Genomic DNA, 13,577 nt, shown 5'->3' with positions numbered 1-13,577 from the left:
GGAAGTTGAGAGCCAATGAGCAACACTGACAAGGCACGGCCGAGCCGTCGCGCGGCCCTGCTCGGCGATCGCCCCGGTAACTACGCGATCGCGAAGCAGGTGCGGATGTCCGCGCAGAAGGTCCGCCGCGTGGTGGACATGGTCCGCGGCATGGACGTCGACACCGCCCTGGACACCCTGAAGTTCGCCCCGCAGGCGGCCGCCCAGCCGGTCTTCAAGGTGGTGGCCTCGGCCGCCGCCAACGCGGAGAACACCGACGGCCTGCGTCGCAACGACCTGTACATCTCCCAGGCGTTCGTCGACGAGGGCATGACGATGCGTCGGATCCGTCCCCGGGCCAAGGGGTCGGCCAGCCGCATCCTGAAGCGTTCCAGCCACATCACCGTTGTCGTCGAGCCCCGCTCGAAGGCCACCGAGTCGCAGAAGAAGGAGGCCTGAGCATGGGTCAGAAGATCAACCCGAACGGCTTCCGCCTCGGTATCACGACCGACCACGTGAGCCGCTGGTACGCCGACAAGCAGTACGCCGATTTCGTCGGCGAGGACACCAAGATCCGCGACTGGATCCACTCGAACCTCGAGCGCGCCGGCATCTCCAATGTGGAGATCGAGCGTCGTTCGGAGCGGGTGACCATCTACCTGTACGCCGCCCGTCCGGGCATCGTCATCGGCCGTAACGGCGCCGAGGCGGAGCGCGTCCGTGGCCAGCTGGAGAAGCTGACCGGCAAGCAGGTGCAGCTGAACATCCTCGAGGTCAAGGACCCCGACACCGATGCCCAGCTGGTCGCCCAGGGCGTGGCCGAGCAGCTCGGCGCCCGCGTGGCCTTCCGCCGCGCGATGCGCAAGGCGCAGCAGTCGGCCATGCGGGCCGGTGCCAAGGGCATCCGGATCCAGTGCTCCGGTCGTCTCGGCGGCGCCGAGATGAGCCGCTCGGAGTTCTACCGCGAGGGTCGCGTGCCGCTGCACACCCTGCGTGCCGATGTCGACTACGGCTTCTACGAGGCCCGTACGACCTTCGGCCGGATCGGTGTGAAGGTGTGGATCTACAAGGGTGACGTGTCCGGGACCCGCGCCGAGCGGGCCGCCCAGAAGGCCGCCCGTCAGAACGCCAACCAGCGCCAGCGCCCGGCGCGCGGTGGCCGTGGCCGTGGGGATCGTCCCGACCGCGGTGGCCGTCGTCGCCAGGATGCTGCGGCAGCCCACAACGCCCCGCAGGGCGAGGCTGCCTCCGCGACCGAGAACGCAGGAGCCTGATAGCCATGCTGATCCCCCGTCGAGTGAAGTACCGCAAGCAGCACCACCCGGGGCGCTCCGGCGCCGCCAAGGGTGGCACCGAGCTCGCCTTCGGTGACTACGGCATCCAGGCCCTGTCCAACGCCTACGTCACCAACCGGCAGATCGAGTCCGCTCGTATCGCCATGACCCGTCACATCAAGCGTGGCGGCAAGGTCTGGATCAACATCTACCCGGACCGTCCGATGACCAAGCACCCCGCCGAGTCCCGCATGGGTTCCGGCAAGGGCACCCCGGAGTGGTGGATCGCGAACGTCAAGGCCGGTGCCGTGATGTTCGAGCTCGCCGGTGTTCCGGAGGAGGTGGCGCGCGAGGCCATGCGCCTGGCGATCCACAAGCTCCCGATGAAGGCGCGCTTCATCAAGCGCGAGGCAGGTGAGAACTGATGGCGAAGACCACCAGCGCAGCCGATCTGCGCCAGATGAGCCGCGAGGCCCTGAACGAGAAGGTCGTGGAGCTGAAGAAGGAGCTCTTCAACCTCCGCTTCCAGCACGCGACCGGCCAGCTCGAGTCGCAGGGCCGGCTGCGCGAGGTCCGCAAGGACATCGCCCGGATCTACACGGTGCTGCAGGAACGCAACCTCGGGATCGTGGACGACCCGGACCAGGCTGCGGCGGACCCGGCCGATGAGGCCGTTGCGACGAACCGAGCCGAGAAGGATGAGAAGGCAGACGCATGAGCGACCAGAACCAGACCGCGGCCGACGCCGTTGAGCGCGGTCGCCGCAAGGTGCTGACCGGTTACGTCGTCAGCGACAAGATGCAGAAGACCATCGTCGTGACCGTCGAGGAGCGCAAGAAGCACTCCCTCTACGGCAAGGTGATGCGTCAGACCGCGCGATACAAGGCCCACGACGAGAACAACGAGGCCGGCATCGGTGACCGCGTTCGGATCATGGAGACCCGTCCCACCTCGCGTACGAAGCGTTGGCGCCTCGTCGAGATCGTCGAGAAGGCCAAGTAACCACATCGAGTTCCACCAGGCCCTCGGCAACGGGGGAACCGGTGGGACAACCAGGAGATAGAAGATGATCCAGCAGGAGTCGCGACTGAAGGTCGCCGACAACACTGGTGCGAAGGAGCTGCTTTGCATCCGTGTTCTCGGCGGCTCCGGTCGTCGCTACGCCGGCCTCGGCGACACCATCGTCTGCACCGTGAAGGACGCCATCCCGGGTGGGAACGTCAAGAAGGGTGAGGTCGTCAAGGCCGTCGTGGTCCGTACCGTCAAGGAGACCCGTCGCCCCGACGGCTCGTACATCAAGTTCGACGAGAACGCCGCCGTCATCCTGAAGAACGACGGGGAGCCCCGCGGCACCCGTATCTTCGGCCCGGTCGGCCGTGAGCTGCGTGACAAGAAGTTCATGCGCATCATCTCGCTCGCTCCGGAGGTGATCTGAGATGGCAGCCCAGAAGAAGCTCAACGTCAAGAAGGGTGACCGCGTCAAGGTCATCTCCGGCAAGGACAAGGGCACCGTCGGCGAGATCATCGCCGTCGACCCGGCCCGCGAGCGGGTCACCGTCGAGGGTGTCAACATCGTCAAGCGCCACCTGACCGACCGCCAGGCCGGCGGCCGGGTCGAGAAGGGCGGCATCGTGTCGTCCGAGGCGCCGATCCACGTCTCGAACGTGCAGCCCGTCGTGAAGAAGGACGGTGTCGAGGTCGTCACCCGCGTCGGTCACAAGCGCGAGAAGGTCACCAAGACCCGCGCTGACGGCTCGACGTACGAGGCCTACCGCAGCGTCCGCATCGCCAAGGCGACCGGGGAGGAGTTCTGATGTCGCAGACCGCTACCGAGTCCACCGTCGTGGCGCCGCGGCTGAAGGCGAAGTACCGCGAGGAGATCGCCCCGGCGCTCCAGGAGCAGTTCCACTACGCCAACCCGATGCTGATCCCCGGGCTGGTGAAGATCACCGTGAACATGGGTGTCGGCGACGCCGCCCGTGACTCGAAGGTGATGGACGGTGCGCTCAAGGACCTGACCGCGATCACCGGTCAGAAGCCGCAGGTCACCAACGCCCGCAAGTCGATCGCCCAGTTCAAGCTCCGCGAGGGCCAGGCGATCGGCGCCCACGTCACCCTGCGGGGCGACCGGATGTGGGAGTTCCTCGACCGGCTGCTGACCCTGGCGCTGCCCCGGATCCGCGACTTCCGCGGGCTCAACCAGTGGCAGTTCGACGGCAAGGGCAACTACACCTTCGGTCTCACCGAGCAGGTGATGTTCCACGAGATCGATCAGGACAAGATCGACCGCACCCGTGGCATGGACATCACCGTCGTCACCTCGGCGGCCAACGACGAAGAGGGCCGCGCGCTGCTCAAGCAGCTCGGCTTCCCCTTCAACGACAACCCGAAGAAGGCCAAGGCCAAGGCCAAGGGCCCGCGCTACTCCCGTGGGAAGAAGTGAGTGACTGATGGCAAAGACCGGTCTTAAGGTCAAGCAGTCCCGCAAGCCGAAGTTCGGCGTCCGGGCCTACACCCGCTGCCAGAAGTGCGGCCGGCCGCACTCGGTGTACCGCAAGTTCGGCCTGTGCCGCGTGTGCCTGCGGGACATGGCGCACAAGGGCGAGCTGCCCGGCGTCACCAAGTCGTCCTGGTGAGCCGCGCGTACGCGGTGCGCTCCCGCTGTGACCAGCGGGCGGGCGCCGCGTACGTGGGGCCACCGGCCCGCATCGCATCGCAACCCACGATTTTCAACTTCCAACGCCGCAGGTCCGGGGCGCAGTCCCGGAAACCGCAGTGAGAAAGAGGCTTCCTGAGCCATGAGCATGACCGATCCGATCGCAGACATGCTGACGCGTCTGCGTAACGCCAACCAGGCGTACCACGACGAGGCGTCGATGCCCCACTCGAAGATCAAGGCGGGCATCGCCGAGATCCTCAAGCAGGAGGGCTACATCGCCGACTACGCGGTCGCCGAGCCCGCCGAGGGCGAGGTCGGCAAGACCCTGACCGTGACCCTGAAGTACGGCGAGGAGCGCGAGCGTTCCATCGCCGGCGTCCGCCGCATCTCCAAGCCGGGTCTGCGGGTCTACGCCAAGTCGACCAACCTGCCGAAGGTCCTCGGGGGCCTGGGCATCGCCATCATCTCCACCTCGCAGGGTCTGCTGACCGACCGTGAGGCCAAGGCCAAGAGCGTGGGTGGGGAAGTCCTCGCCTACGTGTGGTGACGGACGAGACCGAGAGGAGAGAACACCATGTCCCGAATCGGAAGGCTCCCGATCACCGTCCCGTCCGGCGTTGAGGTCACCCTCGACGGCCAGCAGGTCACGGTCAAGGGTCCGAAGGGCTCGCTGGAGCACCACGTGGCTGAGCCGATCACCGTCAGCCGCAACGAGGCCGGCGAGCTGGTCGTCGCGCGTCCGAACGACGAGCGTCTCAACCGCTCCCTGCACGGCCTGACCCGCACCCTCGTCAACAACATGGTCCTCGGTGTCACCGAGGGCTACGTCAAGAAGCTCGAGATCCAGGGTGTCGGTTACCGCGTCCAGGCCAAGGGCCCGACCCAGCTGGAGTTCGCCCTGGGCTTCTCCCACCCGGTGATCGTCGACGCCCCGGAGGGCATCACCTTCACCGTCGAGAACCCGACGCACTTCGCGGTGCAGGGCATCGACAAGCAGCTGGTGGGCGAGGTCGCCGCCAACATCCGCAAGATCCGCAAGCCCGAGCCCTACAAGGGCAAGGGCGTCCGCTACGAGGGCGAGCACGTCCGGCGCAAGGCCGGAAAGGCAGGTAAGTGACGATGGGCATCTCCCTGACGCACAACAAGAACACCGCGCCGAAGGCTGCGTCCAAGCAGCGCCGCCAGGTGCGCGGCCGCAAGAAGATCTTCGGCTCCGCCGACCGTCCCCGTCTGGTCGTGTCCCGGTCCGCCAAGCACATGTTCGTGCAGGTGATCGACGACACCCAGGGGCGTACGCTCGCATCGGCGTCGACGATGGAAGCCGACCTGCGCACCTTCGACGGCGACAAGTCCGCCAAGGCCCGCAAGGTCGGGGCACTCGTCGCCGAGCGGGCGAAGTCCGCGGGGGTCGAGCAGGTCGTCTTCGACCGCGCCGGCTACAAGTACCAGGGTCGTGTCGCTGCGCTCGCCGACGGTGCGCGCGAGGCCGGTCTGGACTTCTGACCGTACGACGAGAGGAAAAGGAAAGCGATGAGTGAGAACCAGGGCCGCAGTGGCGGCCGTGGCGAGCGTCGCGGCCGTGACGATCGTCGGGGCCGGAACACCGAGGACAAGAACCAGTTCATCGAGCGCGTGGTGACCATCAACCGCGTTGCCAAGGTCGTCAAGGGCGGCCGCCGCTTCAGCTTCACTGCGCTGGTCGTGGTGGGCGACGGTGACGGCACGGTCGGCATCGGCTACGGCAAGGCCAAGGAGGTGCCGGCGGCGATCGCCAAGGGTGTCGAGGAGGCGAAGAAGAACTTCTTCCGCGTCCCGCGCATCCAGAAGACGATCCCGCACCCGGTCCAGGGCGAGAAGGCCGCCGGCGTGGTCATGCTGCGCCCGGCCGCTCCCGGTACCGGTGTGATCGCCGGTGGCGCCGTCCGCGCCGTGCTCGAGTGCGCCGGCATCGCCGACGTGCTGGCGAAGTCGCTCGGCTCGCCGAACGCGATCAACGTGGTGCACGCCACCGAGGCCGCGCTGAAGATGCTCGAGGAGCCCGAGGACGTCGCCAAGCGCCGCACCAAGGCCGTGCAGGACGTGGCCCCGGCCGCGCTGCTGCGGGCCCGTGACGAGGCGAAGCAGGAGGTGGCTTCCTGATGGCGAAGCTGCAGATCACCCAGATCAAGGGTGTCGTCGGCGAGAAGCCGCAGATGGGCAAGACCCTGCGCGGCCTCGGACTGCGGAAGATCGGCCAGACGGTCGAGCAGCCCGACAACCCGGCGATCCGTGGCATGGTCCGTGCGGTTCGCCACCTGGTGACCGTCGAGACCGTCGAGGAGGTTGACTGACCATGGCGATCAAGCTGCATGATCTCCAGCCGGCACCCGGCTCCAAGCGGGACCGGATCCGTATCGGTCGTGGTGAGGGTTCGAAGGGCAAGACCTCGGGCCGTGGCACCAAGGGCACCGGCGCACGCAAGAACACCCCGGAGAACTTCGAGGGTGGCCAGATGCCGATGCACATGCGGGTCCCGAAGCTGCGCGGCTTCAAGAACCCGTTCCGTGTCGAGTACCAGGTGGTGAACCTGGACAAGCTCGTCGCCCTCTACCCGGAGGGTGGCGAGGTCACCGTCGACGACCTGGTCGCCAAGGGCGCCGTCCGCGACGGCTGGCCGGTGAAGATCCTCGGCTCCGGCGAACTGTCGGTCAAGCTGCAGGTCACCGTCGACAAGTACTCGGCCTCGGCCAAGGAGAAGATCGAGGGCGCCGGCGGCACCGCCGCGACCCGCTGATCTTCGCTGGACAACGGGCGCGTCCCTCAGACGCGCCTGCACCAGGGCGGCTCCGTCAGGAGCCGCCCTGTTGCGTCGTCCGTCGAGGCGGCTTCCCCTGATGCCGCCGGACGGGTGACTGATGACGGGGGACGCTGCGGGGCGCCCGTGTGCTGGGTGACGGCATGGACGGTGCTCACGTACGGCTGACGGTGCTCACGTACGGCTGACGGCGTTCACGTACGGCTGACGGTGCTCACGTACGGCTGACGGCGTTCACGTGCGTGGCCAATCAGGGGGCGCTGTCCTCCTACGGCACCCACGCCTGTGGCGTCGTCCTGGCACGGCGCTTACGTACCCCGACGGCGCTTACGTACCCCGACGTTCCCCGGTAACCCCGATCGTGTACGGCCGAATACGGTCGGGGTTTTTGCCGTAGATCGGTGTTGGCGAGAGTCGTCGGCGTCGGTGAGAGTCGTCGGTGTCGGCAGTGAGTCGTCGGTATCGGCAGTGAGTCCTCGGTCGTTGAGTCGGTGTCCGAGCGAGCCGACGGTCTTCGGGTTCGGGGCCGAGAGCCTGGGATGGTCGTGTTCGGCGGACCCGCGCGGTCCTGTCGGCGGGATGCCGGGGTGAATCCCATGGTGTGGGATGAATCCCTTGGCGTGGTCGGCCTTTCGTATCGCGCCCGGTTTGCCCTCGTCGGTTGCGCGGACAAGACTGCTACAGTCACTGAGCACGCCTATGTGGGTGTGATGTCCACGCGGGTGGTCCCGGCCTGGACCGGGCCTCCCCGGGCGTGTCGTCGTCGTACAAGAGAGGGGCACGGTGCTCTCCGCATTCACCAATGCCTTCCGGACACCCGATCTTCGGAACAAGATCCTCTTCTCGCTGGGGATCATCGTCATCTTCCGACTCGGATCGGCCATCCCCATCCCGAACGTCAACGTCCAGCAGGTCGACACCTGTCGGGCACTGGCCAGCGGTGGGGCCGCAGGGTTCGCCTCGATGCTGAACATGTTCTCCGGTGGGGCACTGCTGAAGCTGGCGGTCTTCGCCCTCGGCGTGATGCCGTACATCACCTCGTCGATCATCCTGCAGCTGCTCACCGTGGTCATCCCGCGGTTGGAGGCGCTGCGCAAGGAGGGCGGCCAGGGCCAGGAGAAGATCACCCAGTACACCCGCTACCTGACGATCCTGCTGGCGATCATGCAGTCGACCGCGTTCGTCACCCTCGCGGTCAACGACCAGCTGATCCCCGGCTGCACCGGCCTAGTCTACAACACCGGACTGTTCCCGATCATCGTGATGATCCTGACGATGACGGCCGGCACCAGCCTGGTGATGTGGCTCGGCGAGCTGATCACCGAGAAGGGCGTCGGCAACGGCATGTCCGTGCTGATCTTCACCTCGGTCGCCGCCCAGTTCCCCAACGGCCTGGCGTCGGTGCGCCAGTCCCGCCCCGGCTCGCAGGGCTGGGTGGTGATGGGCCTGGTGATCCTGGTCGGCCTCGCGGTGATGGCCGCCGTGGTCTTCATCGAGCAGGGCCAGCGGCGGATCGGCGTGCAGTACGCCAAGAAGATGATCGGCGGCAAGCTGCGCGGCGGCACCTCCACCTACATCCCGGTCAAGGTGAACCAGGCCGGCGTCATCCCGGTCATCTTCGCCTCGTCGATGCTCTACCTGCCGGTGCTGTTCTCGACCTTCCGGCCGGACGGACCGGCCGCCCAGTGGGTCAGCAAGTACTTCGGCTCGATGTCGCACCCGGTCTACGTCATCACGTACGCCGTGCTGATCATCTTCTTCGCCTACTTCTACGTCGCGATCACCTTCAACACCGAGGAGATCGCCGACAACATGAAGAAGTACGGCGGATTCATCCCCGGCATCCGCGCCGGGCGGCCGACGGAGAAGTACCTCTCGTACGTGCTCAGCCGACTGACCGCGCCAGGGTCGATCTACCTGGCGCTGATCGCCCTGATCCCCTCGGTGGCGTTCATCCTGTTCCAGGCCAACCAGAACTTCCCGTTCGGCGGCACCTCGCTGTTGATCATCGTGGGCGTCGGCCTGGACACCATCAAACAGATCGAATCCAAGCTCCAGCAGCACAACTACGAAGGGTTCCTACGATGAGGCTCCTGATCATGGGTCCGCCCGGGGCGGGCAAGGGTACGCAGGCGAAGGGCATCGCCGCTCGCTACGAGATCCCGGCGATCTCCACCGGCGACATCTTCCGGTCGAACGTGAAGAACGAGACCCCGCTCGGCCTGAAGGTCAAGGAGATCATGGCGTCCGGCGGCTATGTCGGCGACGACATCACCAACGGGCTGGTCCGCAACCGGCTCGCCGAGCAGGACGCCGCCGGCGGGTTCCTGCTCGACGGCTACCCGCGCACCCTCGCCCAGGTGGCGGCGCTCGACGGGATGCTGACCGAGCTCGGCGTGCAGCTCGATGCTGTCATCTCCCTCACCGCGGACACCGACGAGGTGGTCGGCCGGCTGCTGAAGCGGGCCGAGATCGAGGGCCGGGCCGACGACAACGAGGAGACCATCCGGACCCGTCTGCGGGTCTACGACGAGGAGACCGCCCCGCTGCTGGCGACGTACGCGGAGCGCGGGCTGCTGGTCGAGGTCGACGGACTCGGCACCATCGACGAGGTCGGCCAGCGGATCGCCGACGCGCTCGTCGCAGAGAAGGCCTGAGTGTTCCGCGGCAGTCGTGGCATCGAGCTGAAGACCGACGAGCAACTCCGGCTGATGCGCCGGGCCGGGCTGGTCGTCGCCGACCTGCTCGACACCATCACCTCGCAGGCCCGCCCGGGCGTCACCCTGCGTGAGCTGGATCGGATCGGCCGGGAGACACTGGCCCGCCACGGTGCGGAGTCCAACTTCCTGGAGTACGGCGCCGACTCCCGCGGCCAGGGCGGCTTCAAGGGCGTCGTGTGCCTGTCGGTCAACGAGGTGATCGTCCACGGGATGCCCACCGACTATGCACTGCAGGACGGCGACACGCTGTCGGTCGACGGTGGCGCGATCCTCGGCGGCTGGCACGGCGACTCTGCGCGGACCGTGCAGGTCGGCACCCCGGTCGCCGATCGGCAGGCGCTCAGCGACGTCACTGAGGGAGCGATGTGGGCGGGCATCGCCGCCGCTCGCCTCAACGGCCGGATCGGTGACATCGGCGCCGCCGTCGAGGCGTACGTCGAGGCCGCCGGATCGTACGGCATCGTCCGGGAGTACGTCGGACATGGCATCGGCACCGAGATGCACCAGCCGCCGGACGTGCCGAACTACGGCCGGGCCGGCAAGGGCCCGCGGATCAGCCGGGGGATGGCGTTCTGCGTCGAGCCGATGATCACCCTGGGATCGCCTGACAACGCGGTGCTCGACGACGACTGGACCGTCGTCACCCTCGACGGCAGCGCGGCTTCGCATTGGGAGCACACCGTCACCTGCACACCGAAGGGCCTGTGGGTGCTGACCGCTCCCGATGGCGGCGAGGAGATGCTCGGCCGCTTCGGCGTGCCGTTCGGTCCGCTGGCCGACTGACCCGGCGCCTCCGGTCAGCCGCAGTCTGGTGCAGGTACCGACCGGATGGCACACTGGCGGGACATGGCCCGCAGGCAGCTGGGCGGGCCGGATCCCCGGGGAGGCCCCGTGTCCCGAGACGACGACCCCGGCCGGCACGACCCCGGCCGGCACGACGACCCGTGGCGGCCGCGGCCGTTCCGGGCAGCCGAGCACCTCGGCCGCGAGATGCCGCCCGAGCCGTCACCGCTCGAGGTGATGGAGCTCATCGACCGACTGCGGACACTGATCGCGCACCGCTCCGACGGGTCGTACCAGATCGACCCCGACGACTCGCTGGCTCGCGAGGCCTGCTGGGCGCTGGCCGCGGTCCTGGAGGACAAGCCGGTGCGCGACCCCGCGGAGGTGACCGCGCTGTGGTACGTGGCGCGCCAGTACGCCGCGGGCGGGGCTGCGCCCCGTCGGCTCGGTAAGGTCCTCGAACCGGCGGTCGTCTGGCTGTCGCCGACCGATGAGGACGGTCTGGCGATCCGCTCCCGATTCGCCGGGTGGATGGTGCGCTGCGGCGGGGAACGGGCCCGGTTCGGTCCGCTGCGCGCCGCTCAGAGCTACCGCACTCTGGTGCCCGCCCTGTCCGGCCACGGAGTCAGCCGGACCCGCCCGATCGCGGTGTGGCAGGAGACCCTCGCCGGCCTGTCCGGGCTCTGCCGCTGGTCCGGCGGCCCGGGTGGGCGGCACGGGGCGATCGGGCTGGAGGCCGGTCTGTCGTACGCCCGGCTGGCGGCCCAGCTGGGGCGTCGGGCCGAGGCGGTGGCCTGTCTGGCGGAACTGCACCGTACGCTCCGCGAGCTGGGGTCGGGCGGGGAGCCGCACCCCCACGCCGCGGAGGCCCTGTTGGACATCGAACTGGACCTGCACGTCCTGGACGCCGCGCCGCCGGACTGATCGGGCCCGACGGCCGTGGGCGCCGCTGACCGGGCCCGACGGCCGTGGACGCCGGCCCGCTACCCACCGGCCGCGGGTCGGCGGCGGCTACCGGCTGGCCGCAGCCAGCAGGGTGTCGGCCGGCTCGAGCAGGGCCAGCACCTCGGCGCGGCGCGGCTGGCCCACGATCCGATGGGCCACCGTGCCGTCGGCGTCGAGCACCAGGACGGTCGGCGTCCGCAGCACCCCGAACCGTTCGACGAGATCGAGCCGGCTCTCGGCGTCCAGGTCGACGTACGCCAGCTCCGGGCGCTCCGCGGCCACCGACTCCAGCAACGTACGGGTCCGGCGGCACGGCGTGCACACCGACGAGGAGAACTGGACGAAGGTCCGCGAGGCACCGAGGTCGGTGCCGAGGTCGTCGGAGCTGAGCCGCGGTCGCCGGGCTCCGGTGGTGGAGCGGGAGCGGCCGTCGGTGGCCCGCCGGTACAGACCGAAGGCGGTGGCCGCCGCCAGCGCGACGAGAAGGATGATGAGGCCGGTCACAGAGGGGTCCTGTCGGGATGGGGGGCGTGGAGGAGCGGGCGGAGTGCGGAACGAAGGTGGGGACCTGGGGGACGGAGCCGCCGTCAGACCGACGGGTGCGGCGTACGGGCGCGCAATCGCTGCACCAGCAGGTACGTCTCGCAGCCGAGACAGAAGTCGAACGCGGCGTTGAGGAAGGCGGCGATGAACGCGACGCCGGTCGCGGCCCAGAACAGCGGAGCGAGGCCGGTCAGTGCACCGACCAGTGCGAGCACGGCGAAGACCAGCCCGACCGTCTGGGCGAAGCGCGGCGGTGCCTCGTCCTCCAGCTCGGCCGGCGGGCCCAGCCGCGGCCGGACCCAGGCGCGGTAGATCCAGCCCCAGGGCTGGCGGGACAGGCCGAACACGGAGCCGCCGATGAAGGCGAGCGTCTGGATGCCCAGCGGGACCAGGCCCCAGGTGGGGCCCAGCAGGAGCGTGACGGCTAGCAGCACCGAGGTGATGATCGCCCCGAACCGCGGGCCGCGGGGGTCGATCCGGACCGGAGTCGGGGTCTCGGCCCCGGACGTGCCGGCAGGGTCGGACGGCCGGCCGGTGCCGGCGGCAGGAGCCGTGGAGGTACGGGCGGTGTGGGCGGGATGGGCGCGGCGGGCCATGGGGGCGACCTTCGGGAGGGTGAACGGACTACTTGCGATCTTATGCAAGACATCACGAATATCAATACCTGTGCCGTCGGACACGCCCGGAGGACGGTCGAGCCGTCCGTGGGACCGTGTGCCGGCGGTTCGTCACGTGATTGGTACCGTCGGGACCGTCTTACCGGCCGGGACCGGGGGCGTCGGCGAGGCAGAATGAGCCGGCAGTGGACACCGCCGGCGCGACGCCGCGTCGGAGAGGAAAGGACTCAACCGATGAAGTCAGCCCGTCTCGGGGTGCTCGGCGCGATCGCCGCCGCCTCGATGTTCCTCGCAGCCTGTGGCAATTCGGCCGGCTCGGGTGCCGGCGCCCAGTCGTCGGCCAGCAAGACCTACACGATCGGGATCACCCAGATCGTCTCGCACCCGTCGCTCGACGCCTCGCGCGAGGGGTTCAAGAAGGCCCTCGCCGACGCCGGGCTGACGGTCGACTACGACGAGCAGAACGCCCAGGGCGACCAGGCGACCGCGACCTCGATCGCCACCAAGTTCGCCTCGGACAAGAAGGACCTGGTGCTCGCCATCGCCACGCCGACCGCGCAGGCCGCGGCCCAGGCGATCGCCGACACCCCGATCCTCTTCACCGCGGTCACCGACCCGGTGTCCGCGCAGCTGGTGACCTCCCTCGACGCGCCGGGCGGCAACGTCACCGGCACCACCGACCTCAACCCGGTCGCCAAGCAGATCGGCCTGGTCAAGCAGCTGCGGCCGCAGGCCGCCACCGTCGGCATCATCTACAGCTCCGGCGAGGTCAACTCGGCAGTCCAGGTGAAGCTGGCCCGCGAGGCGGCCGCCCAGCAGGGGCTGACCGTCAAGGAGGTCGCGGTCTCCAACTCCGCCGAGGTGCAGCAGGGCGCGCAGTCGCTCGCCGGGGTCGACGCCATCTATGTCCCGACCGACAATGTCGTGGTCTCCGCGCTGGAATCGGTGATCCAGGTCGGGGAGACCCGGAAGATCCCGGTGATCGCCGGTGAGGGCGACTCCGTCAAGCGCGGCACGGTCGCGACGTACGGCATCGACTACACCAAGCTCGGCTACCAGACCGGCCAGATGGCGGTGAAGATCCTCACCACCGGTGCCAAGCCGGCCACCATGCCGGTCGAGTCGCAGTCCGACGTGCAGCTCGTCATCAACAAGGCGGCCGCTGAGCGGATGGGCGTCACCATCCCCGACGACCTGGCCAAGCAGGCCGCTCAGACCTACTGACATCGTTCCGTCCACGAGGATCGCCACGTACGACGGGCG

At 68.7% G+C, this 13,577-nt stretch carries 22 protein-coding genes; 20 read left to right on the top strand and 2 right to left on the bottom strand.

The features are described 5' to 3' along the window. Window positions 1–15: 15 nt before the first annotated feature. From rplV to R0146_RS01365, 19 genes are all read left to right on the top strand, one after another. Window positions 16–438, top strand: coding sequence for a 50S ribosomal protein L22 (gene rplV, locus R0146_RS01455; protein ID WP_317691097.1), 423 nt, complete (start codon window positions 16–18; stop codon window positions 436–438). Between the two features lie 2 nt (window positions 439–440). After that, complete coding sequence (gene rpsC / locus R0146_RS01450; protein ID WP_317691096.1) at window positions 441–1,253, top strand: 30S ribosomal protein S3; 813 nt, start codon at window positions 441–443, stop codon at window positions 1,251–1,253. Window positions 1,254–1,258: 5 nt separating this feature from the next. Further along, window positions 1,259–1,678, top strand: coding sequence for a 50S ribosomal protein L16 (gene rplP / locus R0146_RS01445; RefSeq protein WP_317691095.1), 420 nt, complete (start codon window positions 1,259–1,261; stop codon window positions 1,676–1,678). Next, complete coding sequence (gene rpmC, locus R0146_RS01440) at window positions 1,678–1,971, top strand: 50S ribosomal protein L29 (protein WP_317691094.1); 294 nt, start codon at window positions 1,678–1,680, stop codon at window positions 1,969–1,971. Before rplP ends, rpmC begins: the two co-directional genes overlap by 1 nt. Then, on the top strand, window positions 1,968–2,255 hold the full coding sequence (gene rpsQ, locus R0146_RS01435) for a 30S ribosomal protein S17 (RefSeq protein ID WP_317691093.1): 288 nt from the start codon (window positions 1,968–1,970) through the stop codon (window positions 2,253–2,255). Before rpmC ends, rpsQ begins: the two co-directional genes overlap by 4 nt. Window positions 2,256–2,319: 64 nt before the next feature. Further along, window positions 2,320–2,688 (top strand): 50S ribosomal protein L14, encoded by a 369-nt coding sequence (gene rplN / locus R0146_RS01430; protein WP_153571267.1) that lies wholly within the window; start codon window positions 2,320–2,322, stop codon window positions 2,686–2,688. Between the two features lies 1 nt (window position 2,689). Next, the gene (gene rplX, locus R0146_RS01425; RefSeq protein WP_317691092.1) at window positions 2,690–3,067 is read left to right on the top strand and encodes a 50S ribosomal protein L24; all 378 of its coding nucleotides are present in this window, start codon (window positions 2,690–2,692) and stop codon (window positions 3,065–3,067) included. Next, a complete protein-coding gene (rplE, locus tag R0146_RS01420; RefSeq protein ID WP_317691091.1) occupies window positions 3,067–3,696 on the top strand; it encodes a 50S ribosomal protein L5 in 630 nt (209 codons plus the stop codon). Before rplX ends, rplE begins: the two co-directional genes overlap by 1 nt. 7 nt (window positions 3,697–3,703) lie before the next feature. Continuing rightward, a complete protein-coding gene (locus R0146_RS01415) occupies window positions 3,704–3,889 on the top strand; it encodes a type Z 30S ribosomal protein S14 (RefSeq protein WP_317691090.1) in 186 nt (61 codons plus the stop codon). Between the two features lie 162 nt (window positions 3,890–4,051). Continuing rightward, window positions 4,052–4,459: a 30S ribosomal protein S8 gene (rpsH, locus tag R0146_RS01410; RefSeq protein ID WP_317691089.1), complete on the top strand. Its 408-nt coding sequence runs from the start codon at window positions 4,052–4,054 to the stop codon at window positions 4,457–4,459. Window positions 4,460–4,486: 27 nt separating this feature from the next. After that, entirely contained in the window at window positions 4,487–5,029 is a 543-nt protein-coding gene (gene rplF / locus R0146_RS01405) for a 50S ribosomal protein L6 (protein WP_317691088.1), read from the top strand. A 2-nt stretch (window positions 5,030–5,031) separates the two neighbouring features. Continuing rightward, entirely contained in the window at window positions 5,032–5,415 is a 384-nt protein-coding gene (gene rplR / locus R0146_RS01400; protein ID WP_317691087.1) for a 50S ribosomal protein L18, read from the top strand. Between the two features lie 27 nt (window positions 5,416–5,442). Beyond that, complete coding sequence (gene rpsE, locus R0146_RS01395) at window positions 5,443–6,051, top strand: 30S ribosomal protein S5 (protein ID WP_317691086.1); 609 nt, start codon at window positions 5,443–5,445, stop codon at window positions 6,049–6,051. After that, a complete protein-coding gene (gene rpmD / locus R0146_RS01390; protein WP_317691085.1) occupies window positions 6,051–6,242 on the top strand; it encodes a 50S ribosomal protein L30 in 192 nt (63 codons plus the stop codon). The genes rpsE and rpmD overlap by 1 nt, the downstream gene beginning before the upstream one ends. A gap of 2 nt (window positions 6,243–6,244) precedes the next feature. Next, window positions 6,245–6,685, top strand: coding sequence for a 50S ribosomal protein L15 (gene rplO, locus R0146_RS01385; RefSeq protein ID WP_317691084.1), 441 nt, complete (start codon window positions 6,245–6,247; stop codon window positions 6,683–6,685). 804 nt (window positions 6,686–7,489) lie between these two features. Then, window positions 7,490–8,794, top strand: coding sequence for a preprotein translocase subunit SecY (gene secY / locus R0146_RS01380; protein WP_317691083.1), 1,305 nt, complete (start codon window positions 7,490–7,492; stop codon window positions 8,792–8,794). Next, window positions 8,791–9,363, top strand: coding sequence for an adenylate kinase (locus tag R0146_RS01375; protein ID WP_317691082.1), 573 nt, complete (start codon window positions 8,791–8,793; stop codon window positions 9,361–9,363). Before secY ends, R0146_RS01375 begins: the two co-directional genes overlap by 4 nt. Then, window positions 9,364–10,209 carry a type I methionyl aminopeptidase gene (map, locus tag R0146_RS01370; RefSeq protein ID WP_317691081.1) on the top strand — a complete coding sequence of 282 codons (846 nt, stop codon included), beginning with the start codon at window positions 9,364–9,366 and terminating at the stop codon, window positions 10,207–10,209. A 108-nt stretch (window positions 10,210–10,317) separates the two neighbouring features. Continuing rightward, window positions 10,318–11,133, top strand: a complete 816-nt coding sequence (locus R0146_RS01365) for a hypothetical protein (RefSeq protein ID WP_317691080.1) — start codon at window positions 10,318–10,320, stop codon at window positions 11,131–11,133. A gap of 87 nt (window positions 11,134–11,220) precedes the next feature. Here R0146_RS01365 and R0146_RS01360 read toward each other — a convergent pair whose 3' ends face one another. Both R0146_RS01360 and R0146_RS01355 read right to left on the bottom strand, forming a co-directional pair. After that, window positions 11,221–11,658, bottom strand: coding sequence for a thioredoxin family protein (locus R0146_RS01360; protein WP_317691079.1), 438 nt, complete (start codon window positions 11,656–11,658; stop codon window positions 11,221–11,223). Between the two features lie 83 nt (window positions 11,659–11,741). Beyond that, on the bottom strand, window positions 11,742–12,293 hold the full coding sequence (locus R0146_RS01355; RefSeq protein ID WP_317691078.1) for a DUF4395 domain-containing protein: 552 nt from the start codon (window positions 12,291–12,293) through the stop codon (window positions 11,742–11,744). Window positions 12,294–12,548: 255 nt separating this feature from the next. On the opposite strand from R0146_RS01355, the gene R0146_RS01350 reads away from it, so the two are divergent. Then, complete coding sequence (locus tag R0146_RS01350) at window positions 12,549–13,538, top strand: ABC transporter substrate binding protein (RefSeq protein WP_317691077.1); 990 nt, start codon at window positions 12,549–12,551, stop codon at window positions 13,536–13,538. The last annotated feature ends 39 nt before the right edge of the window (window positions 13,539–13,577 follow it).

The organism is Raineyella sp. LH-20 (assembly GCF_033110965.1).
In the GTDB taxonomy this organism is placed as follows: Bacteria; Actinomycetota; Actinomycetes; order Propionibacteriales; family Propionibacteriaceae; genus Raineyella.
The sequence above is the reverse complement of the archived record's forward strand: the minus strand, read 5'-3'. Positions and strand labels throughout refer to the sequence as shown.